This window comes from Sphingobacterium sp. NGMCC 1.201703, assembly GCF_047784615.1.
Classification (GTDB): Bacteria; Bacteroidota; Bacteroidia; order Sphingobacteriales; family Sphingobacteriaceae; genus Sphingobacterium.
The window spans coordinates 400,066-424,980 of record NZ_JBLOHD010000004.1 but is presented as its reverse complement, the minus strand read 5'-3'; the positions used below and the strand labels follow the sequence as shown (position 1 = coordinate 424,980).

30 protein-coding genes and 1 pseudogene are annotated in these 24,915 nt (G+C 38.3%); 9 read left to right on the top strand and 22 right to left on the bottom strand.

What is annotated here, in order from left to right:
* Positions 1-16 precede the first annotated feature (16 nt).
* Positions 17-583, bottom strand: coding sequence for a Crp/Fnr family transcriptional regulator (locus tag ACK8HY_RS10210; RefSeq protein ID WP_077438568.1), 567 nt, complete (start codon positions 581-583; stop codon positions 17-19).
* A gap of 392 nt (positions 584-975) precedes the next feature.
* Here ACK8HY_RS10210 and ACK8HY_RS10205 point away from each other — a divergent pair, with 392 nt between their 5' ends.
* The 5 genes from ACK8HY_RS10205 to ACK8HY_RS10185 all read left to right on the top strand — a co-directional run bounded on the left by ACK8HY_RS10205 (position 976) and on the right by ACK8HY_RS10185 (position 3,405).
* On the top strand, positions 976-1,401 hold the full coding sequence (locus ACK8HY_RS10205) for an organic hydroperoxide resistance protein (protein ID WP_416133572.1): 426 nt from the start codon (positions 976-978) through the stop codon (positions 1,399-1,401).
* Positions 1,402-1,404: 3 nt separating this feature from the next.
* Complete coding sequence (locus tag ACK8HY_RS10200; RefSeq protein WP_416133571.1) at positions 1,405-1,773, top strand: DUF1304 domain-containing protein; 369 nt, start codon at positions 1,405-1,407, stop codon at positions 1,771-1,773.
* 13 nt (positions 1,774-1,786) lie between these two features.
* On the top strand, positions 1,787-2,422 hold the full coding sequence (locus tag ACK8HY_RS10195; protein ID WP_416133570.1) for a nitroreductase family protein: 636 nt from the start codon (positions 1,787-1,789) through the stop codon (positions 2,420-2,422).
* A gap of 45 nt (positions 2,423-2,467) precedes the next feature.
* A complete protein-coding gene (locus tag ACK8HY_RS10190; protein ID WP_077438571.1) occupies positions 2,468-2,899 on the top strand; it encodes a MarR family winged helix-turn-helix transcriptional regulator in 432 nt (143 codons plus the stop codon).
* Between the two features lie 77 nt (positions 2,900-2,976).
* Entirely contained in the window at positions 2,977-3,405 is a 429-nt protein-coding gene (locus ACK8HY_RS10185; protein ID WP_077438572.1) for a hypothetical protein, read from the top strand.
* Between the two features lie 23 nt (positions 3,406-3,428).
* On the opposite strand, the gene nudK is transcribed toward ACK8HY_RS10185, so the two are convergent.
* From nudK to ACK8HY_RS10150, 7 genes are all read right to left on the bottom strand, one after another.
* Complete coding sequence (gene nudK, locus ACK8HY_RS10180) at positions 3,429-4,010, bottom strand: GDP-mannose pyrophosphatase NudK (protein WP_077438573.1); 582 nt, start codon at positions 4,008-4,010, stop codon at positions 3,429-3,431.
* Between the two features lie 52 nt (positions 4,011-4,062).
* The gene (locus ACK8HY_RS10175; RefSeq protein WP_077438574.1) at positions 4,063-5,289 is read right to left on the bottom strand and encodes a hypothetical protein; all 1,227 of its coding nucleotides are present in this window, start codon (positions 5,287-5,289) and stop codon (positions 4,063-4,065) included.
* Between the two features lie 782 nt (positions 5,290-6,071).
* Complete coding sequence (locus ACK8HY_RS10170; RefSeq protein ID WP_416133569.1) at positions 6,072-6,893, bottom strand: DUF2071 domain-containing protein; 822 nt, start codon at positions 6,891-6,893, stop codon at positions 6,072-6,074.
* Between the two features lie 53 nt (positions 6,894-6,946).
* Positions 6,947-7,837 carry a hypothetical protein gene (locus ACK8HY_RS10165; RefSeq protein WP_416133568.1) on the bottom strand — a complete coding sequence of 297 codons (891 nt, stop codon included), beginning with the start codon at positions 7,835-7,837 and terminating at the stop codon, positions 6,947-6,949.
* A 210-nt stretch (positions 7,838-8,047) separates the two neighbouring features.
* Positions 8,048-10,243: an ATP-binding protein gene (locus ACK8HY_RS10160; RefSeq protein WP_416133567.1), complete on the bottom strand. Its 2,196-nt coding sequence runs from the start codon at positions 10,241-10,243 to the stop codon at positions 8,048-8,050.
* A gap of 143 nt (positions 10,244-10,386) precedes the next feature.
* A complete protein-coding gene (locus ACK8HY_RS10155; protein ID WP_416133566.1) occupies positions 10,387-10,518 on the bottom strand; it encodes a hypothetical protein in 132 nt (43 codons plus the stop codon).
* Between the two features lie 214 nt (positions 10,519-10,732).
* Positions 10,733-11,461 carry a phytanoyl-CoA dioxygenase family protein gene (locus tag ACK8HY_RS10150; protein ID WP_416133565.1) on the bottom strand — a complete coding sequence of 243 codons (729 nt, stop codon included), beginning with the start codon at positions 11,459-11,461 and terminating at the stop codon, positions 10,733-10,735.
* A 470-nt stretch (positions 11,462-11,931) separates the two neighbouring features.
* Between ACK8HY_RS10150 and ACK8HY_RS10145 the strand changes: the two genes are divergently transcribed.
* From ACK8HY_RS10145 to ACK8HY_RS10135, 3 genes are read left to right on the top strand one after another with little or no spacing between them, the layout of a single operon-like run.
* Complete coding sequence (locus ACK8HY_RS10145; RefSeq protein WP_416133564.1) at positions 11,932-12,411, top strand: N-acetylmuramoyl-L-alanine amidase; 480 nt, start codon at positions 11,932-11,934, stop codon at positions 12,409-12,411.
* A gap of 2 nt (positions 12,412-12,413) precedes the next feature.
* Positions 12,414-12,791 (top strand): hypothetical protein, encoded by a 378-nt coding sequence (locus tag ACK8HY_RS10140; RefSeq protein ID WP_416133563.1) that lies wholly within the window; start codon positions 12,414-12,416, stop codon positions 12,789-12,791.
* Positions 12,748-13,245 (top strand): hypothetical protein, encoded by a 498-nt coding sequence (locus ACK8HY_RS10135; RefSeq protein ID WP_416133562.1) that lies wholly within the window; start codon positions 12,748-12,750, stop codon positions 13,243-13,245. The genes ACK8HY_RS10140 and ACK8HY_RS10135 overlap by 44 nt, the downstream gene beginning before the upstream one ends.
* Before the next feature lie 86 nt (positions 13,246-13,331).
* Here the strand turns inward: ACK8HY_RS10135 and ACK8HY_RS10130 are convergent, their stop codons facing one another.
* Entirely contained in the window at positions 13,332-13,955 is a 624-nt protein-coding gene (locus tag ACK8HY_RS10130) for a hypothetical protein (protein ID WP_416133561.1), read from the bottom strand.
* Between the two features lie 364 nt (positions 13,956-14,319).
* Between ACK8HY_RS10130 and ACK8HY_RS10125 the strand changes: the two genes are divergently transcribed.
* Entirely contained in the window at positions 14,320-15,126 is an 807-nt protein-coding gene (locus ACK8HY_RS10125; protein ID WP_416133560.1) for a hypothetical protein, read from the top strand.
* Between the two features lie 696 nt (positions 15,127-15,822).
* On the opposite strand, the gene msrB is transcribed toward ACK8HY_RS10125, so the two are convergent.
* The 13 genes and pseudogenes from msrB to ACK8HY_RS10060 form a co-directional block, all read right to left on the bottom strand.
* Positions 15,823-16,260: a peptide-methionine (R)-S-oxide reductase MsrB gene (msrB, locus tag ACK8HY_RS10120; protein ID WP_416133667.1), complete on the bottom strand. Its 438-nt coding sequence runs from the start codon at positions 16,258-16,260 to the stop codon at positions 15,823-15,825.
* A gap of 87 nt (positions 16,261-16,347) precedes the next feature.
* Positions 16,348-16,917, bottom strand: a pseudogene (msrA, locus tag ACK8HY_RS10115) (peptide-methionine (S)-S-oxide reductase MsrA); the annotation flags it as partial.
* A gap of 6 nt (positions 16,918-16,923) precedes the next feature.
* The gene (locus ACK8HY_RS10110; RefSeq protein WP_077438586.1) at positions 16,924-17,376 is read right to left on the bottom strand and encodes a DUF417 family protein; all 453 of its coding nucleotides are present in this window, start codon (positions 17,374-17,376) and stop codon (positions 16,924-16,926) included.
* A gap of 77 nt (positions 17,377-17,453) precedes the next feature.
* Positions 17,454-17,723, bottom strand: a complete 270-nt coding sequence (locus tag ACK8HY_RS10105) for a hypothetical protein (protein ID WP_077438587.1) — start codon at positions 17,721-17,723, stop codon at positions 17,454-17,456.
* Between the two features lie 11 nt (positions 17,724-17,734).
* Positions 17,735-18,286, bottom strand: a complete 552-nt coding sequence (locus ACK8HY_RS10100) for a sigma-70 family RNA polymerase sigma factor (protein WP_077438588.1) — start codon at positions 18,284-18,286, stop codon at positions 17,735-17,737.
* Between the two features lie 82 nt (positions 18,287-18,368).
* Positions 18,369-18,770, bottom strand: a complete 402-nt coding sequence (locus ACK8HY_RS10095; RefSeq protein ID WP_416133559.1) for a DUF3784 domain-containing protein — start codon at positions 18,768-18,770, stop codon at positions 18,369-18,371.
* Between the two features lie 67 nt (positions 18,771-18,837).
* Entirely contained in the window at positions 18,838-19,920 is a 1,083-nt protein-coding gene (locus ACK8HY_RS10090; RefSeq protein WP_416133558.1) for a hypothetical protein, read from the bottom strand.
* A gap of 180 nt (positions 19,921-20,100) precedes the next feature.
* Positions 20,101-20,280: a hypothetical protein gene (locus ACK8HY_RS10085; protein WP_416133557.1), complete on the bottom strand. Its 180-nt coding sequence runs from the start codon at positions 20,278-20,280 to the stop codon at positions 20,101-20,103.
* Between the two features lie 44 nt (positions 20,281-20,324).
* Complete coding sequence (locus tag ACK8HY_RS10080; RefSeq protein WP_416133556.1) at positions 20,325-20,828, bottom strand: hypothetical protein; 504 nt, start codon at positions 20,826-20,828, stop codon at positions 20,325-20,327.
* 342 nt (positions 20,829-21,170) lie between these two features.
* Positions 21,171-21,668: a DUF1772 domain-containing protein gene (locus ACK8HY_RS10075; RefSeq protein WP_416133555.1), complete on the bottom strand. Its 498-nt coding sequence runs from the start codon at positions 21,666-21,668 to the stop codon at positions 21,171-21,173.
* Between the two features lie 91 nt (positions 21,669-21,759).
* The gene (locus tag ACK8HY_RS10070) at positions 21,760-22,569 is read right to left on the bottom strand and encodes a helix-turn-helix domain-containing protein (RefSeq protein WP_416133554.1); all 810 of its coding nucleotides are present in this window, start codon (positions 22,567-22,569) and stop codon (positions 21,760-21,762) included.
* A gap of 39 nt (positions 22,570-22,608) precedes the next feature.
* Positions 22,609-23,694 carry an NAD(P)-binding domain-containing protein gene (locus tag ACK8HY_RS10065; RefSeq protein ID WP_416133553.1) on the bottom strand — a complete coding sequence of 362 codons (1,086 nt, stop codon included), beginning with the start codon at positions 23,692-23,694 and terminating at the stop codon, positions 22,609-22,611.
* A 13-nt stretch (positions 23,695-23,707) separates the two neighbouring features.
* Positions 23,708-24,730 carry an LLM class flavin-dependent oxidoreductase gene (locus ACK8HY_RS10060; RefSeq protein WP_416133552.1) on the bottom strand — a complete coding sequence of 341 codons (1,023 nt, stop codon included), beginning with the start codon at positions 24,728-24,730 and terminating at the stop codon, positions 23,708-23,710.
* Between the last annotated feature and the right edge of the window lie 185 nt (positions 24,731-24,915).

The window sequence follows — 24,915 nt, the reverse complement described above, 5'->3', positions numbered from 1 at the left end:
ACTATAGGACAAATGTCTAAAATTTAATTTCACTGCGAATACGGCTTAAATGCCGCTGTGTGATGCCTAGATAGGATGCTAAATATTGCAATGGTATTTGTTGCACAAATTCGGGCTGATCCCGGAGCAAGACCGTATAGCGTTGTAATGCAGTTTCTTTCTGCAATTGAAAGATACGTTTTTCGAGTTCCAAGTATTGCTGTTCAGCAATCATTTTAAGGTATTTAGTCCATACTAGACTTTCCGAGGCAAGTTTGTCAATGGCGCTTTTTTTAATGACCCATAGTTCAGCAGGAGAGATAGCCTGCATGGTTTCCATACTTGGCCCGCCGGTAATAAAAGATGAGTAGGCGGCGATCATACTATTGGGAAATCTGAAACAATAAGTAACATCTACAGCACTTGAAGTTGTATAATACGAACGGAAGATTCCGGATGCGATGAGGGCGACCTCGTTGCAAGGTTGGCTCTCCTTGACAAAAAAGTCATTTTTGTTCAGCTTCCTGAATTCAAAAAGCTGAGCAACCTCGGTAATTTCTTCCGGATTGAAGAAACCTAAAGACTGAAAATAAGCTGCTATCATGGAGATCAAACTTAAATAAATTGCTTTAGCAATACAAAATAAATCTGCTCGGATTCATATTATGGGTGAGTAGTGCTTTTATACCTTGTATAAACGTTATTACCATTATCTTTCATTGGGCACCGAAAAAGAAAATGCCCATGTAGCGTATTCAAGATAGTGTCAAAGATGTGATTACACATCTTTGGGTATAATATAATCCAAGACCAATATATCAATAGCTCTTATGTGCAATTGAGCTGGCAAGTCTGGTTTGGGTATTGCTGTTTCGATTGTATCACGAAATGGTAATAGCTACTATTTTCATATTAATGTCAATATTCCAATTATATTTTGCAAAATATAATTTTTCAATCTATATTTGTGTTATTGAAACCAAAACATATTTAGATATGAAAACATTGTATACAACTGGCGCTACAGCCAAAGGAGGACGAAATGGTCAAGTGAAAAGTGAAAACGGAGTATTAGATTTGGCTGTTCGTATGCCGAAGGGTCTTGGTGGTGCGAACGATGAGTACGCAAATCCAGAAATGTTTTTCGCTGCGGGTTATGCAGCTTGCTTTGACAGTGCTTTGAATTTGGTAATTCGACAAGAGCGTGTAAAAACAGGGGAGACAAGCGTTACGGCTCAAGTGAGTATCGGACAACTGGAGAATGGTGGTTTTGGTTTGGCCGCAGCATTACATGCTAATATTCCCGGGGTCGGTTTGGATGTTGCGCAGCAGCTGATTGAAAAAGCACATCAGGTATGTCCATACTCAAATGCGACCAGAGGTAATATGGAGGTGAAATTAACAGTATCAAACAACGAATAATAGATGAATCATATTGCCACAGTACTCACCATACTGGTACTTATAGAACATGTCTATATCGTATGGATGGAAATGTTTGCATGGGAAACCGCCGGAAGACGCAGCTTTGGTAAAGCCCTACCTGCGGATTTATTTAAACCTACAAAAGGTCTTGCTGCAAATCAGGGCTTATATAATGCTTTTTTGGTAGCGGGTTTGGCTTGGTCATTTTTTATTAATGATCCGATCTGGAGTGAAAATATACGCCTGTTCTTTTTGGGCTGTGTCCTTATTGCAGGTCTTTTCGGAGGTCTCACTGCAACTAAAAAGATATTCTTCGTGCAGGGAGTTCCTGCTTTACTGGCAATACTATTCGTTCTTTTTTCAAAATAAATAAACAAATAAAATGTCATTAATAACAGATTTACATTGGAGACACGCTGTGAAAGCTTATGATCCGACAAAAAAAGTTTCCCAGGAAAATATAGATAAGATATTGGAGGCAGCACGCTTTGCGCCAACCTCTTCGGGTTTGCAACCTTTTAAGGTATTGGTCGTTGAAAATCAGGCCTTGAAAGAAGAATTGGCAAAAGGAGCTTTAAATCCGGAATGTATGCGAGAATGTTCCCATGTACTGGTTTTTGCAGCTTGGGATAAGTATACCGCCGAGCGTATCGATAAAGTATATGATTTCACGACCGACGAGCGAGATTTACCTCGTGGCCGTTTTGGATCATATACGGAAAAATTGAAATCCATCTATCTGAAGGAGGCAGCGGAACATAATTTTGCACACACAGCAAGACAAACTTATATTGCTCTTGGTTTAGCTTTGGCACAAGCTGCGGAACTCAGGGTTGATACCACTCCGGCAGAAGGCTTTGATAATAGCGTTGTGGATGAGGTATTGCAGCTGGAAAAACTCGGCTTGAAAAGTGTATCATTAATGTATGTAGGAGTTGCCGATGCTTCCCGTGACTGGATCTCCACGATGAAAAAAGTTCGGATACCGAAAGAAGAATTTGTTGTTGAGTATAAATAGAAACAGCATATACTTCAAACCTTAAGAAAACAATATCTTTGCAAGATGGATGATTTATTGAAATTGGACAAACAGCTATGTTTCTCTGTATATGTTCTGCATCGGGAGATTATGCAGCAGTATCGTACTATATTAGCTGACGTAGATCTGACTTATCCACAATATATTACAATGATGGCGTTATGGGAAAATAACGAACAAACTGTAAACCAGTTGGGAGAGAAGTTGTTTCTGGATAATGGTACCCTTACACCTCTACTGAAAAGACTAGAGGGGAAGTTGTTACTTACTCGTACACGAAGTAAGACCGATGAAAGGGTTGTAGTGATCCGCCTTACAGATCTGGGCCTGCAACTGAAGGAGAAAGCAAGCTGTATTCCGATGCAAATTTTTGAAGCTTTAAAACTGGAGTATTCAGATATGCAGCAGCTTAAAGCTTTGGCGGATAAAGTTGTCGCGAATGCAGGGAATAGCTGATATCTAAATGATCGGTTGATCCCGTTACAATCTTGTCTTTTTAGCTAGTTTTGGAGGTTTTAAATTTTATCAAGAGAATGCGTTTAATTGCAATTGCTGTCTATTGTGTCTTGCTGATATTCTCCTTTGCAGGTTGCGAAGAAAAGAGAAGGGATACTGCATTGTTGAGATATATAGCGTATAGCAATCGCGATAGTGCCCAACTGGAACTCGATCTTTTTGAAAGTCGGTTTCATGGAAAACTACGGTTTTATAGACCAGGGGGGGAAATCGATTCAGGAGAGGTTCGGGGGGATATCAAAAATGATACACTGGCCGGTGATTATTACTACACGCCATTTGGCTGGGGACAAAAAAAAAGGAGACCCTTTATTTTACTTAAGAAAGGGTCTCAATATATTTTAGGGACCGGCACCGAACAAGTATATATGGGTATTCCTCATTATATACCGTCAACCATCAGTTTTCAGCGAGCTAAATTTATTTTCAGCAGCGTGGACCATTAACATGATCGGGTAAAAGGAACTCCTTACATGATATTTTTCAATTTGATATATTGCAAGAGCATAATTGTCTTCCCATCTTTGATTTCACCACTTTCGATCATAGCCAGCGCATCTTGGATATTGATTTCTAAGATTTCGATATTTTCTTCTTCTTCCTGCAAACCACCGCCATCACTGACCTTCATATTGTTCGTGTATTCCGCGATAAAGAAATGCAAGATTTCAGTGACTGAGCCGGGCGACATATACGCTTCAAATATTTTTTTTGCTTCCTTAATCTGATAGCCAGTTTCTTCTTCGGTTTCTCTTCGAATACAATCTTGTGGCGAATCCTGATCTAACAGACCGGCACAGGCCTCTATCAACATTCCAGATTCATTTCCATTTATATAGGTTGGAATTCTGAACTGTCTTGTTAATATAACAGTTTGGTATTCTGTATTATAAAGTAGTATTACAGCGCCATTTCCACGATCATATGCTTCCCTGCTCTGCTGTTGTACCGTTCCGTCCGGTTTTGTGTATTGATAAGTAACTTTTTTTAAAGTATACCAGTTATCAGATAAAATTTCTGTCTTTACGATTTCGATATCTTTGATTGCCATTTTTTAGTGTTAAGGTCAAGCTATAAAAGTAAGTATTACTGCTCATATTCTTCTATTTTAACCCATCTTCCAAAACCTTTTTGGTTAACTTAAATTCCCTGTAACCAAACGCCCCTGATTTATAGCCAATAACAGCACCAAATTCGATGTCGTTTGTTGAAGAAGATTTGACAAACACTGCCGAACGATATACATTTGATGAAGCTAAAGGTGTTTCAAACACACGGAAATGTATACCATCTTTTGAATACGCCAGATAATTTAAATCGGAAGAATATCTGTCCACATTTCCTATTGCAAGGCAAAGAAAATAATAACCATCAATATAGGCTGCTTGTAGGTGCCAGGTTGAATAATTCTTGTTTAATTCAAGCCAAGGTTTATTGATGAATTTAACCTGTTTACTATTTCTATATGGCGTAAAGTCCAACCCATTCGTTGACGAACGTTGTAAGATGTTGGTTATGATTGGTGATGGATAAGTAGGCTTGAAATCAACTTCATAGCTGAACATTTCATTTTCATTTCTGATAAAGGATGGCGATAAGATATGATTGTCCTGAACAGAAGCGGGTTCATTGCTCGCATATGCGACTTCAAGTGGAGTCCAATGAATTCCATCACTTGAAGTTTGACGCACAACGATACGCTCGGCTTCTTGAACTAGTTTTTTCGTATTGTTATCACTCTTCGCTCCCCATTGTTTTAAAATTTTAGTAGAGAAAAAACATCCCCTATAATATAATTCAAACTCCTTTCCGTTAAAGTTCCAATCGACATCAGACCAATAGCCTTGATTAGGCATACCGCTAGGAGGAATATACGAATCTTCCAAAGCAGGGCGACGTTGTATTGGGTTGGTCAATCCAATTGGGGTAATCCATTCTTTACCATCATTCGAAACCACAACACTGGGATTTTCATATAAAGAGGCTGCTCGGTCAGAGCCTAATATACCAAAATAGGGGGTAAAGACCATCCAATATTTATACCCGTTGAAGCCTTTTGGAAAATACTCCACATCAGGATGGCAATAGCTCGCATTTTTCCCGGATATATCCTTAATCAATTCAGGTTGTGACAATCCCGGTGGATTTGCGTTTGCAATCGCATTAATCTTAATTGAGGCCAAATCGTTTGTAAATCCTGCTGGAATAGGCATTTTACTTTTATCGACAGGTTCGGGATCAACTGGGGGATTGTGAGGTGAAATGTCTTTTCTACACCCAATAAGCAACAATAAACCTAAAAAGAAATAGGTGAATCTTTTGAAAAACATGGTCGAAGAATAAAAATAAGATAATATAGATATGGCAATTTTTTGGTATTACTTTTCCCGTTAATTTTAGCTAAGCCAAAATTGATATATTTTTTTTATTTCGCAAAATATATTTTTTAGCGGTAATAGTTAAATTAATTCAGATAATTAGTCTATTATTAGTTTTAAGGCTTAATTCATTTTCAAATATTTTCTTTGCTGTAGCTTTTGTATTTTACCGTCCTTAAGGAGGATTTCGCAACACAAGCTGATTGTTTTGATCTTGGATAATGCGAACAGCTTTTTTTGGAATATTGATGCTATCAAAAATAACCAGATGGAGTAATATCCTGTGATGTTTTATTGAATTCACAAGATAAAACTGCAAACCTCAGGGAAGTCCATTTTTGTTTCGGTTGAAAAATGGGAAATAGAAAAATCGCTCCTAGCTTATGGTAAAAGCCGGAGTGTTCCGATCCGGATAGCATCTGAAGTGCAAAAAATGGGTTTAATGTTGTGGTAGTGCCATTCAAATTACTTTTTACGAAACTTGTCGATGAGCAGTCTTCCAAATATAAAATAGAGTAAAAGTACGGTTAAACCACCGATTACAAAAGGGTTTGTGTATATAGTTGTTAATCCGTATTGATTAGAGTAAAGTAATACGGCGATAATGCATTGTAAAAATGCATAGCAGATATTGCCTTTTGATGAATAGCCGAAAAGTCCTAAAAATCGTACTCTGGCGATTCCAAAAATAAAGTGCGGTATTGCGTTTGCTATCAATACTGCAATAAAAAAGTCTAAGTAAAACATTTTGTTATTTTTTTTTCGTTAACCATAAAAAATGTCAGTGATGGTATCTGAAATGCGAAACATTCTTCCTCGTCTACGATTTCATATAATGAATGACTTTTGAAAAAGTCAATTTTTAAAGGTTTGATCTCCTTGAAATCAAAATCCAGTGAAATGGTCGCTATATGTGACAAATTTAAAGCTTGTGATGTTAATGCACGGTTCTGAACGATAATCTTTTCAAGAAGATCACGGGGATGAGTTGATATGGGCAGAAAATCACCGGGAATTTTCCATTCGTCTATGGCATGGCAAATGACCTCCAAATCTGCTGCACTGCCAGCCCCGGGATCTATTTTTGTGTGGATATCGCCATCGATACATCGATGCGTAAAAGATAAAGGGTGATGTGTATACATCATATTGCTAAATAAACGGCTGCCTAAACAATAGAGCAAACTGCTCATGCAATTGGAAACAAATAAGACCGTAGGTTCTTTAAATAGTTTGGCATCTGTAGCAATATAAAATCTCCAGTTGCTTTGTAAAGGAGAGCTATAAAATGACCTTAGTCCATTGGGTTCAGCTGGGCCGAAATGGCCGTGACGATAAGTCAAAATAGAAAATAATACCTTCCCATGAATAACATCAACCTGTATCCCTTCCGGAATCAAGTGTCGAATTTTATCTAGTGGTATCATCCAATTCAGATACACGACGTTGCTGATGTCACTCCTTAATTTTACATCTGAAAAGGGAGGTGGAAATATATTTTTTATTTTTTGTAAAAAGGAGCCATTTAGAACATGTTCAACGCATGAAGCAAGCATGTTTCTTTTTGATGAGCGAAACTTTTTTTTCAACAGCGACATAACCTGGGGGATTATTTATTAGAAGAAAGCTGATATCGCTCACTGATCTTTTTTACTATTTTTTTATAGTATTTTGTTTTGTCAGATTCGTTAATCACAATAATTTCTACGTCATTGGCTTTGAGCAATTGCATTTTATCTACAGCGATTTGAAACCATTTTTTCGTTGTATAGAAAAACAACTGATTTTGAATGAAGTTACTTTTTTTATAAAACTTATTTCGTGCACGATAGGTCAATAACCACCAGAGATCTATTTCTACAAAATCCAGCGAGAGGCCCAAGATATGAATATCCTGTGTAAAGAACAGATCTATCCATGACTGTAGTTGCAGGTCTTTTTGCTGCTTCAACCTTTTTATCAGAGCAGCCTTATATACTGTTTCTGATGTGTAATTGGTGCCGTTTACAACATAATCTCTCATTTTTTGAAGCTGCCCACAGTAATGCTCATAACCCAGGTTGATGGAGCCTGGACTGTCACAATCACCATGGATGTGCCAAAATGTTTTGTCTGCAGTTTCATACCGACGAAAAACACTATACGTTGTTTCTCGGACCAGGCTCGTATTCTTCCTCGACGTCAATCCTTCTAGGCTAAATTCATAATTTGTGGTGATTATATTTTGGGTGGGAAGGGTTCGGATCAATTGATGTATCTCATTCTGCTTTATCTTTGAGACACTCTCCGAGATATAGGTTTTAAGTTCTTTCTCATTCAGATGTTGTATTTTAATTGCATTTAGAAAAATCTCTTCGTATAACATCGGAAAAGGTTTTTGCCCATTTTCCAATGCTGTGACATGATATTTTGTTTTAATATTGGCCAGTAAGTCACTCCAACTGATTCCAGGAGAAATATTATTGATATCATTTCCAACTAGCAAGCTGAATTTATTCATTTGCAATTAATATTTATTAAAGATTTCCACGTCGACCAATAAAACCAAATGAAACAATACACGTTGTAATTTCGGGTTGTTAGATTCGAATCTATTGATCGACCGTTTCTAATTTAATAAAAAAGAATGAATGGAATGGGAATATTGAACCATTACTGGAGAAACAATCCTGTAATATATAGTACATTTATTAGCTTTTTAGCAGAGGGATCAGTTTTCTATGATTGGAAACTTGATCTCGAAAATAGTTCCCTGATTCGGCTTGCTGTCCACAGAAATTTTTGCGTTAAGGCGGTCTGTAATTCTTTTTACAATAGATAAGCCAACTCCTGACCCATCAAATTGCATCGCATTCGGTAATCGATGGAAGATTTCGAAAATACGCTCGGTTTCTTCCACAGACATTCCGATCCCATTATCCCATATTTTATACAAAACATACCCTTCTTCTATTTGGCTGTTTATGCCAATTATAGGTGTGGTTTTATTGCTGCTATACTTGATTGCATTGCCCAAAAGATTTAGAAACAATTGATAGATCAAGGTCTTTTCTCCATCAATTGGAAGGATCCGTCCTTTTTCAAATTGCAGATTTTGGACATTAAATCGCACGCTGCAATCATCAATGATGTTTTCAATAAACCTTTCCGGATAGACAGTTTCGTATTCGAATTCATAGCTTTTACTGCGAGCGAAATCCACTGTTTTATCTAGCATGCTATTCATTAACTGGATGGCTTCCATCATGTTTCTGCCTGCCTTCCCGAGAAATTCCTGACTTAATCCAGACCTGTCCCGGATCATCTGGGCTGTCATTTGTAGGGCAGCCAAGGGGTTTTTTAGGTCATGACTCAGCGTGTAACTGAATGTTTCCAGGATATTGTTTATTTCAATCAATTTCTCGTTGAGCGACTGGATTTCGATAATTTTCTTTAAACAGGCTTCCTGGATTGTAATACTCAGGCTTTTTAAGAAATTAATTTCTCGCTCTTTCCATTTTGGGGCAGTACCTTCGACAATTTTCTTCCATGCATTGAAGGACGTGCGGGGAGAAGGGAAATTTATGGTCTTTGTTGGATCGTAAATAAGTTGCTTTTCCGGCTCTCCCGCCCAGGTTTCCTCTATCTTTACTTCCTTTCGGAAAAAAAAGATCTTGAAGTCTAGCCTATTTTCCAAATCTATACCGGCAATACCCGGGAATGGAAAAACAGTTTCATGCCCGCCTTGAGGTCCTTTGAAATCCGACTGCCAGAATAACTGATCGGTAATTGTTTTACTGAAATGACTATCTAGCTTTAATAACATATCCTTCTTTGGTGCGTCGCCGACGATATGCCACTTGTCTAGATACTTAAACGCGATTCCATCAGTTCGAAAGATTTCCATTAAGTTAGTGCTCAGCGCGCTGATTACTCTGTATAAATCTTTCTTTGTAAATAGATTTTGTCTGATCTCAAATGCGATACTCTTGGTTTTAAGTTTGAAGTTATTCTCCTCGATATGTTTATTGGCCAAAAAACTATTTACGGCATATTGAACAATGAAAATCGAAAGATGTCTTTGTGCTAGATCAATGTACTTGGGAAGTCTATTCTGACAGGCGACCAATCCCCATAATTTTCCGTTGATGATGATGGAGAAACTACCACTTGCTTTTACTTGCGCATTTCGAAGATATTGAAGATGTATGGGGGACATCGCACGGATCCCTGTCATAGAGAGATCTAATTTTTCTGGTTCAAGGCCCCAGATAGGTATCGGGGGGGCATCTATATCGGGTGTCACCCTGGCAAATATCCTGGTATAGAGTTGGCGTGCCTGCTGGGGAATATCAAACTCAGGATAACGATAACCCAATAACGGTTCTAAGCCGCCGACAACATGTTCTGCAATCACTTGGCCGTCTCCATTTTCTGATAATTTATAGATCATAACCCGATCATACCCCGTTACTGTAAAAATATTCTCCGCCAGCGCCTTCCATATATCCTCACTGTCATTGATATGCTTGGCGTAAAAGAATGTATTTTTAAATTGATGCGATTGCGAACGGTGTTGTTCTATTTCAATATATATTTTATTGTCAAAGGGATAGATGCTTAGATAATATGGGATCTGTTCCAGATAAATATCAGCGACATAACGATGCTTGAAGCTGCCACTATAATCATGTAAAATCTGATCAAGATCGATTGCATGCTGAATATCCAGACAGTCTATAAATTTTGTTAAGCTTTGTCCCAGGAATACACTTTGTTTGGGTAAACCTGTTTCTGTCCAGTTTTCACTCCAGCCTATGCAATTATAAGCCTCATCAAATAGGATGAGGCAACCAAAATGCTGTATTTGACCACAAAGATGGATCGGTTCCTGATCACAATTAGAAAAATGATTATAGTCCATCATACGCATTTTGATATATTCTCCTAAAGTACAAAATAAATAATTAAGGCATAGCTATTGCTGTTGAACAAGTGTTAATTATATATTGAAACTTATTTTTTGAAGTTGTTTACACAAATAGAAGTATTGCTATGATAAAATATCGGCTATTTAGCGGTCTGTTTTTTGTCGTTACGGTTGTTGATGCCTAACGGCTCAAACCAGGATTTGATCTCGCGGGATACCAGGAATTGTTGCGGATCGATACGCATATCTATGAACAAGATGGACTGATTCATCTAATATTCCTGCCCCAGAGCCTTCAAAATTGAAACATAGGAGTTCGACAATGGGACTTAATAATTTGTATGAATTTTGGCAACGGGATGAGCATATTAAAAAAGGCTAGGCGAACCGATTTCCTAGCCTTCACGATATAACTCATCCTATGCTATAACGATCAAATAACAAAGAAATAACTGAAATGTTTTATCCATCATTGTAGGACAGTATTTAATAGCTGCGTCTTTCGGCCCAGTGTAAATTATTTGGTAGTTCTATATTAGCAAATTCAATATGAATTACTCTTCTGCGTTTGTTATTACTTGTGCGTTTGGAGCTATGGAGCAAGAGCGGTTTCATGATCATTATTCCACCCGCGGGAACAGAGCAGTTTTCCTCCCGTTCGATTGTCCAGTCAATGGTTTCAGGGCGATATACTCCTTTGTTATGCGATCCGGGAATAATATTTAATGCGCCATTCTCCGCATCAGTGTCATCGAGGTGAATTCTTATGGTAACTATATTTTCCAAAATTTCTAATGGTGGCTGTACAGCATATTGCTTCTGTTTTATAGTCCAGTTTGAAAAACCTTCTGTATTGATTTTTTTGAGCACGGATATCGTCAGGTCCTGATGATAGGATACATACCAATTGGAGGTTTCTGGTTTATCAAAATAAATGCTTTTTACAATGAAATAATCTGATCCGAATAACTGCGAAATGATGTCTCTAAGATTGTCATTGAAAATTATGGAATTTAAATTTGGTATTTCTTTAATCACCTGACGAATTGCAAACAGCTCAGAGGAGCGCCTAAAGGTATCTCTTGACTGGTCTGTTTGTTCAATTAACCTTGCTAGTTCACGAATTTCATTGTTACTAAAAACATCTTTTATAATGGTGAAACCGTCTTTTTTTATCTTGTTTTTATTGATTGTTAGGTGTTCGTTTGTAAGCATAGCGATTGTCTTTTATTGGATGTGTTTTTTATTCTAACACTTACGGTATTATCTGTGTCTGTTTAATAACAAATGAAATGGAGTCTCCATTTTGTTCGATATACACTGCGTTTTTACTTATAGGCATAATCATAGTCTTTGATACTAAATTAATAGATAGTGTCGAAAGTTTAACTTTTTATATCCCAAAAAGACAAGAGCCGCATCCTCCAGATGTGGCTCTTGTCTTGAGCTAATTGGTATTAAGCTTCCCATTTTGTGCTAATATTCGGTAGCTGCTCCATACCGCTTATATACCCCTGAAATTCTACTTTTTAGGCTTGGCCCCCACTTAAATTTGTATAGAGATAAGGCCTGAAATAAATATTGGCAGTCCTTATTGGAATAAACCGGAATGCCGGTAACAGGATCCAGGACGAAAAGCGAAACGCTTATTATCAAAGTAAATCATCAATATAATAGAAGTAGACATGAACATTAAAGAACATCAATTGACAGGGGTTTCCTATCGGGATACGCCCAATAAGAACGGTAATATAAGACCTATTTATATCATTATGCATTATGATGGGGCTTCCAATGCCACGAGTGCGCTCTATTGGATGTCAGATCCAAAGAGTAAAGTTTCGGCTCACGTACACATCAGCCGTGAGGGGGTAGTGACACAACTGGCACCATTTAATGTCGAATGTTGGCATGCAGGCCGGAGTTCCTGGGCTGGATTGACTGATCTGAACAGATACAGTATCGGGATTGAGCTACAAAATAATGGATCAGAGCTGTACACCGAAAAGCAGATCAATGCAGCTGTCGAAGTCTGTCAGGCGATTATCGCCTATTACCCCATTCGGGAAATTTTAGGGCACAGTGATATAGCTCCGGGGAGAAAGGAGGATCCGGGAATACAGTTCCCTTGGATGAAGTTTAAGCCACTACTAAAAAAAGAATGACTATGGAACTACTTGAAATTTTTGAAAAGCTACTTATTCCTATTGCTACTGCTGTCGGAGGTTATTTTGTTGGCCGTCCCAAACAGCAGGCGGAAGTAGAAGCTACAAATGTGGAGAATGCCGGAAAGGTTATCGATAAATGGGAAGCGTATGCAAACCGGCTGGAAAAAGATATAGAACATTTAAGAGCTATTATCGAAGATCTGAATGAAGGACTGAAATTAGCCAATGAGGACCGTGTCGCCTGTTCAAAAACATTGGCTGAATTGCAGTTGAAATACGATGATCTAATGAAGCTTTATAATGAATTACAGATTGAACTAAAAAGAGTAAAAAATGAAAAATATAATTCGATTGACCGTAATGCTACTGCTCGTTAGTAGCTGCGGTCTATTTAAAAAAAATGTTAAAACAAAGGAGTCGCAAACGCTGGAAACCGGAGAAAAAATGGCCATACTGTCAAATGTGGATTCCAATAAACAACGCTTGGATATGGAGCAAACCTATAATCGGCTTTCAACGCAAACTGAAGATCTGATCCAGATCGCGGGCGAAGAAATTGAGATCAGGCCAAATGGTGTGGTACGGATAGGCAGGGGACAGGTCAATAAAAAACGGATACATTCTTCCGACAGCTCCATCGCAAAGGACAGATATCTTTTCGAGCAGCGTCGGGAGCTTGTTCACAGTGCGCAGTATAAAGAAGATAAACTACGTCTGGATACAAAGGCTTCAAAACGAACCGCGCAGCCGGCTGCAATAAATATTCTGTATTTTTTGATAGGTCTGCTAGCGATAATCCTTGTGGTATGGTGGAAGCGAAAGAGGGTGTAATGACTAAATAAAACGCTATTATACCGATCAAAGAAAACATGATGCGCGTCTGTTTTATGATCGGTATAATTCTTGTAAAAACAACCTTATTTATCATTGAAACGTTTATTAATGAAATAATAATTTGCCGCCTGTTTGATATCTTTCTTAAAATCGTTATACAAGTCAAATTGGTTACATGCACAGATAATAGATTTTTGCAAGGTGTCGCTATTTATCTTTAAATATGGCCCCAATTCTTTATATATCATACTTTTTACCTTCGCTTTTAGATTGTCAAGTTTTTCAGGCTGAAAAATACGTAATACAACTGCGATGGCCTTATAGCGATGCTGTATATCTTTATAGTTGATATATTCACCCATAATTTGCTGTGGAGGGATTCCCTTAAACTCACAATAACAGTCGATGACCTGGCTTATCTTGGAAAGATCAGGTTCATATATTTTATCAATTGATCTCAATATTTCAGGATGGTTCTCTTTTAAGAAGCTCATAATGAAAGAATAATATAATGTGTTCATACGTTGGGCATTGGTCTTTTCATTTCGTTGACTCGTAATTGTTGTTAAATTTTCTTGTTTCATTAGGATAGTCATCAGTTCCTTATGCTGGGGCTCTTCGGAAATCATACCATGTTTCCTGATATGTTCATCGTTCATTCCTGTCGACCTGTTTAGCTGCAAATTTGTTGTGATAAAGCGTTCCATTGTGATGTTCTTTTTAAGTATATCTATTTTTTCTTCTGTCTTCTAGCTACTAGTTACCCCAACCTCATATATGGCTCATTTTTCTTTTTGATGATTTCCCAATGATAAGCTATAAATAGCAGTAGCTTTTGTTAAACAAAGTTAAACAAATTTGTTAATCATTTAATGGTTTTAATACTATTTTTTTTAAATTATTTGTCATTTATAAAATTTATTAAACTTATTTGTTTAATATTAATTCATTGATAATGAGGTTTTAGTGATTTTATTTGATTTATTTATTTGTTTAGGTTTAATATCTTGTGTAACTTAGTGTCAGAATGTTATGAATTAGTGTAACATTTGTTAAAATGCCTATAAAAACATGGAAACTTATCCGGATAATAATTTTGAGGTTTTGCGCTTGGAGATGGGAATCACCAATCGGGAATTTGCTGGTTTATTGGGGGTGCGTGAACAAGTATATTCTCGTATTAAAAAAGGCGAATATCCGATCGGGCTTACAATGAAAACCCGGATTCAAAATGCATTTCCTTATGTTCAATACGATTGGTTGCTTTACGGAAAGGGAGAGCGGAGTCAGCCTGGTGCCGTTATTCAGTCCGACACGGTATCCATGGTGCATGTGGGGAATGGAAAGTCTATTGGATATTTTTCCAATGATGTTAAATTTATAGACGAAAATAAAAACAATATTTTTTTTGAGGTTTCCCCCGGACGTTATTTAATGCAGACCAAGCTCGTAACTGAGAAAGCAAAAGCTGGTTATCTTTCTGGATTTTCGGATGCGGAATACATGGATGATTTGCCGGCTCATTTTATTACCGTGAACGAATTTCACAAAGGCGCATACCGTTCTTTTGAAGTTAGCGGAGATAGTATGACAGATGGAACGGATGCCAGTATACTGGATGGTGATATCGTTACCGGAAGGTTGATTAAACGCGAATTGTGGCAGTCGAAATTTCATACCCATAAATACAGATATTGGGTTGTCGTACACCGATATGAAGGGGTGATTATTAAGGAAATCGCACATCATGATGTCGCCAATGGGATACTTACATTGCGTTCCCTCAATACGGACAAAGCTACCTATCCCGACTTTGAAGTAAGTCTGGATGATGTAGATCAGATCTTTAATGTGGTTGATATCAGTCGCTCTTTATAAAATTGTACGAAGATAGAAGATTGCCTTTGACCACAGCTTTTCAGGATCCAAGATCAATGAAACCTTGTTGTCCCCATAAAACAGGTATTATTGAAAGAGCTGATTCCAATTGCTGCTGGATCGGGCCATTCACTAACCTGCTTGTAGCCGAATAATGCTTTTCTTTTTTGAATGGATTGGAATAATAAAGGAGTGTTACCTCATCCTGAAAAAATAAAACCCATGGTTCTTAACTTGTTAAGTTTGGCAGCTAAAAAATATAGTAAATAAAACTAATTTAATTAGTTTTATTTACTATATTTGAATAGAGTTGGAGGCAAATGAACATGTATAATGTAGGCTGACTTAGCGTCGAACAGTATATATAACAAACGCTGTCATAGATAGGTATACATAAAGAACAGTGGTTGCTCATTATTCTTACATGTTCATTGCTTTCAATTTCCTTGGATCTATGCTATAAAAAGTGCGCATAGAGCAACTCGGGAATTGTTCTAGGGATACCGGATAATGATCGGTTGTTGTCAAAGCTGCCATTTACTAATCCATCATATGTTTATTTTTAAGGCCAGGTTTTTCAACCTGGCTTTTGTGTTTAAACGCAGCTCTCCAAATAATAAACCTGTGCTGTCCAGGAATAGATTGCCAGATCTAATCTTAAGTTACGGTTGATTAGTTTTGAAGGTAAGATATTGTCTATTTCGACTTATCATTTTTTGTCTGTAGCAAAGGGATAAACTGTTCATACCCCTGTGCTTTCATTTGGTCTTTGGGAATAAAACGTAGCGAAGCACTGTTGATACAATAGCGCAGTCCTCCTTGTTCTGTGGGACCGTCATTAAAAACATGACCTAGATGAGCGTCACCGGTTTTGCTTCTCACTTCGGTTCTATTCATCCCAAAAGAATTATCTTTTTTCTCAGCAATTAAACGGTCACTGATCGGTTTGGAGAAGCTCGGCCATCCACAATCAGACTCAAATTTATCGGTAGAAATAAATAAGGGTTCGCCAGTAGTGATATCAACGTAAATGCCCTCCCTAAATTCGTTCCAATAAGCATTGTCAAAAGCCCTTTCCGTAGCGTTGTTTTGAGTGACGTCGTATTGTAGCGCTGTCAGCTCCTTTTTCAGGATTTTTTTGTCAGCTTTCTTATATTTAGCAGGCTGTGGGTTTGCTTGCCGGGCTTTCTCAAATAGGCCAGCCGGAATATGGCAATAACCCTGAGGGTTTTTCTCTAGATAATTTTGATGATAATTTTCAGCAGTATAGAAATTACGTAGCGGACCAATTTCTATAACAAGTTTGGCGCTATAGTTCTTCGCAAGCTGTTCAATCTCTTCCCGGATTGTTGCTTCATCTTCTTTCTTTGTAAAATAAATTCCGGTTCGATATTGTGTGCCAATATCGTTTCCCTGTTTATTCAGGCTTGTTGGGTCAATCGTTTTAAAGTATAAGTCGATCAACAATTTCAAATCAATTACTTCAGGATTGTAATGAACTTTTACGGCTTCAACAAAACCAGTATTGCCTGCTGATACCTGTTCATAGGACGGTTTAGCGAGATTTCCGTTCGCATAGCCAACTTCAGTGGCGATTACACCCCTTATTTGTTTGAAGTAGTGCTCCGTTCCCCAAAAGCAGCCTCCAGCAAAATAAATTTCCCTGGTTTGACCATTGTAGGCTGTGCCCTTTTCGGGAGTTGACGCTTTTTCCTCGCCTTGGGAAAAGCCGATCTTTACTAGTGCCAGGCCTAATAACGCAAGCACAGTGATGGTCCATATAATTTTCATGATTTTTTATTTTTTAGCAGATTGCAGTAAATTGATTCCAAATCCAAGAAATAGTATATCCTTAAGGATAAAGAAATCCGTCACAGGAATTCCGTCCACATATTTAAACATATTTGGTGTGGTAAAGAGATAACTTAAAGTCGTTATAAAAATAATACATACCCCAATTCCAGCGTATCGTCTCAGCTGTTTAAATTTCAAACACAGTAAGATGAGTAGGGCTACAGCGATCTCGACAATTCCAACTATATTGGAGACAGCTTGTACACTCAATAATCTGTATAACCATGAAGAGAGTGGATGATTCATGATCAATGGCTTTATGGCCAGCGCTTCGGTAGGCGTAAATTTAAAAATCCCAAGCCATAGGAGAATGAAGACAATGCCAAATGTGGAAATGTAAAAGCCCCATGGCGACGATGGTGATGGAGCATTTTTTGTTTGAGTAATGAGACGCATTTTTCTAAAATTTTAATTTGCACTTACTGTTTTCCTCTTAGTAGCACGTACATCAAAATCCTGACAAAAAAGTCCTATTATTTTAGCTTGTTTTTTAATTTGTCTTTAAAGAGCTGTAGTTCATCTTTGGTGAATTTTTCAGGAGCATCTTGTGTGAACATGTTTTTCATCATGCCCTCCATTGTCTGTACTTTGCGGTTATATGCACGGCACCACTTACAAATTGTAAGATGTATCCTTAAACGTATCTTTTGGAAAAATGGAATCTCATCAGCATTTCGCTGTTCAATAAGCAATGTTGCTTGCTTGCAGGGCATTATCAATGCATGAATGAGTCGTCTTATCATTTCTTACGAGATCATGAAATATTAAACCAGTTAAGTTCCAGGCACTCCCGGAGCTGCATTCGGCTTCGTTGGAGGATCTTCCAGAGATTAGTTGTCGTAATGCCCGTTTCCTGACATACATTATCCGCTTTTTTTTCTTCTAAATAATAGAGTTTTACGGGAATAAGCCATTTTATGGGCAACTTATCCATACATTCATTCATAACACGGTTAAAATCGCTGTTGTCAAGTAGGTTGCCGTCTTTATCATCCCAGTCTTGCAGTATATCATCATATTTCCATGACCCATCAGGATCAAAATATTGATCTAAAGAAATCTTGCCCGTTTGTCGGTATTTTTTACGATAAAACTCCGCGACTTTATTTTTGAGAATCGCCATTAGCCAAGTCTTTACAGTACTCCGGTTCTGAAAAGAGTGGTATGATTCGAATGCGGATATAAATACATTTTGGACAATATCTTCCGCATCCTGACGGTCAGATAGCAAAAAAAGAGCACTATTGAGCAGTATATCACTATAGGTATCAATCCATTGCTGTATATCTTCCGAGCGCTTGTCCATGTAATCTATATAATCCTATAAAAATAAAAATAGTTTTTGGATACTTCCTATCTTATCAAAATGGTTTAAATCAATTAGCGTTTCAGTTTTTAAAAAACTGGATCATAATCACTAAAAGCATAATAAAAAGAAGGCATTCAACAATAAGGGAGTGGATATGTTGCTTTTTGTTCCTTTTTATTAAGAAACTGTTCGCTTTCCAAATAAAAAATATATAAGCAAGTAAAGGGTAAGTTACGATAAAAATCTTTGCCCAATATGAACTGATGGCGAAAATAAGAAGGAGAGAAATCACCAAATAGGAGAGAGCCAGCAACAGATGGAACTTTTTAAAAAATGGAATAAACTCCTTGATATTGAATTGCTGTTTTTCGGCTGTTGAAAGTGTATTATATCCAGAAAGTGATGAGTCCGCATTTTCTTCAGTGACGAGGAAAGCCACTATCGCGAACACCGCGCTTAATATTAAAACCAAAGTAATCATTTGTAAAAAGCGATGTTTTTATAATTGTATTTTGAAGAGTCTTTATTTAAAGCTCTTTTTGCTTTCATCAGTTCCATTTTTGATAATTCTCTGGGATTAAAGGGATTCCTTTCGGGAAATACAGCCCATTAAAATCAAAATAAAAGAAAGTTCCGGTTTCGGCATGCCTTATCTGAAGGAGTGCTTTCAAATTTTGAGGTGTACTGATATACCTGTAGTCGAAGCGGGAATTTCCCAAGACAGGAGTGTTCTCTTGTTGTGTGTTAATGAGTATCAATTGTGTCTGATCATCTTTTTTAGGGACTAAGCTGAATTCGTTGCTCAGTACAATTGTTTTATTTTGAGGGATTATGATCTGATTTTCTAAGCTTGGCGGTGGCATCATACCGCCCTGTAGTTCGATTTCGTGATGGAATAATTGTTTGATTGCTACAGCTTGGTAAGCTGTAGTGCCTAACTTTTTAAAATGGATATCATAGACTTCAACCATTTGGTCGGATTCAGGAATACCATACTTCTGCCCAGAAACACGTTGGATCGCATTCTTGCTCCCCAAAACAAATCCCACGAGAGTTACCGGGGCATCTTCATTTATCCGATATACAAGATCAAAACTTTCAAAATTTGGCAGGGAATTTATACGGTCAAAGTTGTTGTCCGCACTTAATACATCATAGGTTTCATCCGTTTTCAGCGCCCAGATATACTGCTTTCCATCAAGGCTTTCATTGTTCCAAGCGTCCTGATTGGGTTCAATTTGTCGGTAAAGGGTTGTTAGTTTTATTGGAGGGCTTCCTTGCTTTAGGAAAACGGAGTTTCCATTAACGACAAAGTGATAATAACTGTCTTTGTTAATCTTTAAACGTCCACATACTTGGTCAAAATGTCCGGAAAGCTGTTCCTGTCCTGAGTAAGCATCAATGACGCAGTCTTCGTTTTCATTTTTTTGGATAATATAACTACGAAAATCTTCAATGACATCATACCTACTGGAGCCATCCCGTAAAGAAGCAGGGTAGACAAGTTCCATTCCGGATACACTCATCAATCCCAATTTACCGTCCGATTTGAACGGAACAAGCTGCGGTCGATCTTGAGCGGACACAGCGAGCAGCATAAAAAAGACAACAAAGGTGAAAATAAATTTCATAATAAACTTATAGCTGACAATGGCATCAATTCCCATCGATTAGAATGTTAACACTTGAATAAATTTACAAATTTAAATTTATTCAAGTGTTAAAGTGCTCTTACCAATTTGTTGGAGCTTAAGTTACTTTTTCTAATTCGTTATCTTCTTCTAAAAACGCACTTCCGAAGAACGCGATTTTTAATTTTCAAACAGCCATTTGATACCTACAATAAGCATAATGATAACCGCAATGACATACTTTATTTTGATCACCTGTTGTTTTCTGTAAGTAATGTAAATTCCTAGAGCCATGATAAGGGCAAATCCAATAATTATCCATCCAAAAGAAAGGCTGTCTCCGAGCTGAATACTAATCATATTTCATTTATTAAGGTGCGTAAACGCGTTTATAAATTGATTTTTTAGTCCTTTTCAAAGGTTACGTCAGTTATTTTATAGGAGAAATTACTTTTGTCCTGTTCAGCTTCCGGTTTTTCTAATTCGCTGTAATGGACGGTTCCTTTCATTTTAAAGGTAGTATGGGTATCGAGATTGATTTTTTCTCCGTTTTTGTCAATGACGTAGAAATTTTTTAGGCTGTAGTTTTTCTGGTCCTCCGGTAGTTCAAATAGGACACTGTTTTTTTCTGTCCCCACTGGCAATATCACACTGAATGCCGTAAATTCCTCGGAACTGAAGGCATGAGGTTTCACGACAAAATGCATCGCCATGGTCTTCGACTTGCCCGAAGAAAAGGTAAAAGAAGGTGCGTCAAATTCACCCGTTAGCTCGATAGTTTTGTTGTGATTATCGTAGTTGGATTCCATTGCTTTTATCGTGTCTACAGATGTTCCATTGCAGGATGATAACGACGTTAGACCTAGGGCGGCAACTAATAGGGCCGGGATTATTTTTTGTGTTTTCATTGGAGTTTTTTTTGATCAGTTTATACTTAAGATGATTTTATCCAAATCTTTCCTTCTTATTTTTTATAAAAGTACAATAGAATAAGTTGCATTTTCCGGCCGATTTAAATCCGCTATCAATGAATTTAAATTCGTAGACGCTTCTGCCTTTTTCGTATTTTATATGACGTTTAGCTGTGGGACTTTTATCCGGAATGGCGATACCGGAAGCTATAATCTGAAGAGGTTGAAGCCTGACAGATAAGTTGGGGATGAAAAGCGGACTACATTGATTGAGCAGCCCCTTAAAAGTGAAAATGTACTTGTGAACGTTAGTGAAGAAAAACGTTTCACACGCCACTATTAATCTTTGGATTTAAAAAATATAAGGCTGACAATTAAACAAACTAACGTCAGGAAAGAGAACAGCGTTCGCAAATTATTCCAGAATACCCAAGGCTCCTCAATCAGAACGCGCATCCGATGTATTGTTTCGGAGGTTGCAGCTGTGATATTAAGATTGTCCAATTGATTGTTCAGCGGGACATTCTTTGCTGCGGTAATGACAAATACGCCAATAATATAACTTGCACATGCAGCTGCGATCAAATAGAACTTTGGCGAAGATAGATCGAAATACATCACTGAGGATGTAATTAATAATAAAGGTGCTCCTAGAAAACAACAATAAAATACCGGATTTAAAATCTCTCTGTTGATATGTTGCATCGCTTGCAAGTAACCCTTGTCATCTAGTTTATGAAGGCCAAGATTGACCGAAAATGTATACGCAAAAAAGAGCCCTGATATTAATGCCGATGTTATCACAGCGGCGGTTAAAGTAATTTCTTGTAGTTTCATCGATATGAATTTAAATGTTATAATTGCTGTAATTTTCTTCGATTAAAATTCGCGATTGCGGATATTCCAAAATAGAATAAAAGCGACAATTTTAACGTTTGCAGAATGTGTTGGGTGTCAGTCCTGTGAAAGCTTTGAAAACGCGGATAAAATGTGACTGGTCGGAGAATCCATTTGCATAGACAATTTCATTTATATTGCCAAAATCATGAGTGGTCAATTGGGTGAGTGAATTTTGAAATTGAACTATTTTCGCAAATTGTTTTGCAGAGATTCCAGTTTCTCTGAGGAATCTTCTTTCGAGTGTCCGGATGTGAAGATTTTCGTTTTTGGCGATCTCATGGATGGGTACAGCACCTTTTTTATCTATAATACATTGGATTATTTCTCTTATTGAAAAATCCAGCTTGTTTCTTTTTTGCTCAAAATAACCGATAAGTAACCTGGATATGACGGTTATCTTTTCTTGGATGGTAGGGGACGACAATATTTCTTTAATGAGCTCATCTATTTCTTTCTTTTCATTTAGGTCATAGCAGCCGTCATTGATATCTTCGGGATTTATTCCCCAGAAAGCTCGCAATACGAAAGGATAGAATTGGAAAATGACGATTTTGAAAGGGCCATCGACTTCAATGGTAATAGGTTTTATTGTTTGGCCATATAAAAAGATAATGGGCATTTTTTTACCATAGGGTTGAATGGTAAGGCCTCTTTCGGTTTGATGGAACATCAGTCCGGGATATCCGTCCGCAAAAAATGGGATGACCGTCTCTACATCGTCTTTGTTTTCGAATACCATAATATTCTTAACAAATAATGCAATAGATTGATCCGGAATAATGTTTTGCACCTGCATCGGTGTTGATCCCATTATCTTGTCCTCGTCTCTTTTATTCATTCTTTTATAACATGGTTATCATTAGTATGCCCTATAACATTACAGCAGGTTTAACGTTTTTACAAGCTCCCTGGCTGCCGCACCGCCCGCGCGGTTGGCCCCAATTGTAGAAGCGGAGGGACCATAACCAACCAGATGAATTCGAGGATCCTTGGCGACCATCGTGGCCAGTCTGCCATCCATTAATATCCCTCCATTTTCCTCTTTGGGTAGTACAGGATCTAAGTGCGCCAGAGCGCTTTTGAATCCCGTGTTCCAAAGGATGATATCTGCCTTTTCCTCCCGGCCGTCTTCCCACTTTACACCAGTTTTAGTGATCTCACTGAACATCGGAAATCGCGTGAGTACCCCTCTTTTTTCCATTGCCCGGATTTCTGATGAATAAGGTAGTCCTGTGACAGAAACTACTGAGCGTGGTGGTAAACCCTGTCTCACGCGCTCTTCCACCATCGCCACAGCATTGTGGCCTGCCATATCATCAAAAGGCCCTTCACGGAATAGCGGGGGACGTCGTGTGACCCATGTTGTCGTCGTCACTTCTGAGATCTGGTCCAACAACTGGATGGCAGATATGCCGCCACCGACTATAATAACGTGTTTCCCCCTGAAATAATCCGCTGTTTTAAAATCTTTTGTATGGAGTTGCTCACCTTGAAATAATGATGCCCCAGGATAAAATGGAATATAAGGGTTATCCCAGGTTCCTGTTGCGTTGATGATGCCGGCAGCAGAAAATAACGTTTTAGCGGTATCTATGTGAAAACGTTGATCATGCAAGGACACCTTGTCTACTTTGAGCGGGCGATAGACCTGTAACCCATATCTTTTCTCATAGAGGTCAAAATAATGGGGAACAGCTATATTTGCCTGTACCTCCGTTTCATCATTTGCTAACGTCTCTTCAAAGGACATACCTGGCAGGTCATGGATTTTGTTGACCGTACTTAGTGTCAGCGAAGACCAGCGAAATTGCCAGGCTCCCCCTGGGGCAGGGGCTTCGTCCAGAATAATGAAATCCTGATTGATCTCTAGCCCCAATCTTTTTAAATGATAGGCAGAAGAGAGTCCGGCTTGCCCCGCACCAATTATTGCAATCTTGGTTTTGTAACGAATATTGTTTATCATCAATAGGGGATATCTAGCGCCAGCCTAATTCAGGTGCGACATGTTCCAAAATAGCAGAAAGTACATGCACGTTGTAATCTACACCTAACGTATTTGGAATTGTCAGGAGTACTGTATCAGCTTCCTGTATAGCTTCGTCCATGGCCAGTTCTTTGATGAGCTGATCAGGTTCTGCTGCATAACTCCGGCCAAAAATAGCACGTTTGTCGGCTTCAATAAACCCGATCTTGTCAGCCCGATCCGCTTCCTGTCCAAAATAATACCTGTCTAGATCATTGACCAATGCAAAGATTGACCTACTGACTGATACCCTGGGCTCCCCGGGATGGCCTGCTTCTTTCCAGGCATCTTTATATAAACGTATCTGTTCAGCCTGTTGGATATGAAAAGGTTTTCCGTTTTCATCGTATTTTAGGGTAGAACTTTGTAAGTGCATTCTGTTTTGCGCAGCCCATACCGCTGTCGCATTCGATGCTGCACCCCACCAGATGCGCTCGCGCAACCCTTCGGCATGTGGTTCTAGCCTCAGTAGACCTGGAGGATTTGGAAACATCGGGTAGGGGTTGGGTTCGGCAAAACCTACTCCTTTGAGTTTGTCCAAAAATTCCAATGCTTTCCTACGGCCCATATCAGCATCGGTTTCACCCTCAGCGAGGTCGTAACCGAAATAACGCCAACCATCGATTACCTGTTCGGGCGATCCTCTACTGATCCCCAGTTGTAGGCGGCCTCCCGAAATTAAATCGGCCGCTCCGGCATCCTCCACCATATAGAGTGGATTCTCATAACGCATATCAATGACGCCGGTACCTATTTCAATTGTCTTCGTCTTCGCTCCAATGGCCGACAATAAAGGAAAGGGCGAGGCTAATTGATTGGCAAAATGATGTACACGAAAATATGCTCCGTCAATGCCTATTTCTTCTGCCGCCACAGCTAGATCTATTGACTGTAGTAACGTATCACTTGCCGTTTGGGTACTGTAAGCTGGATGTTTGGACCAATGTCCAAAAGATAAAAAACCTATTTTCTTCATTCGTCGCCGAGATTTGATGTTTATCAAATTTAATAAATCAAGGCTGATCTGTGGCTAGGGATTTGTCCGGGGGATGTCAATAAAATAGGCGATAGAAGTTGCCGTACTTTCAACGGTATTTAATAAGGGAAGGAGATTCAAAAAGCACTACCTTTGTGTACTATCGTTACTAAAATATATTCACT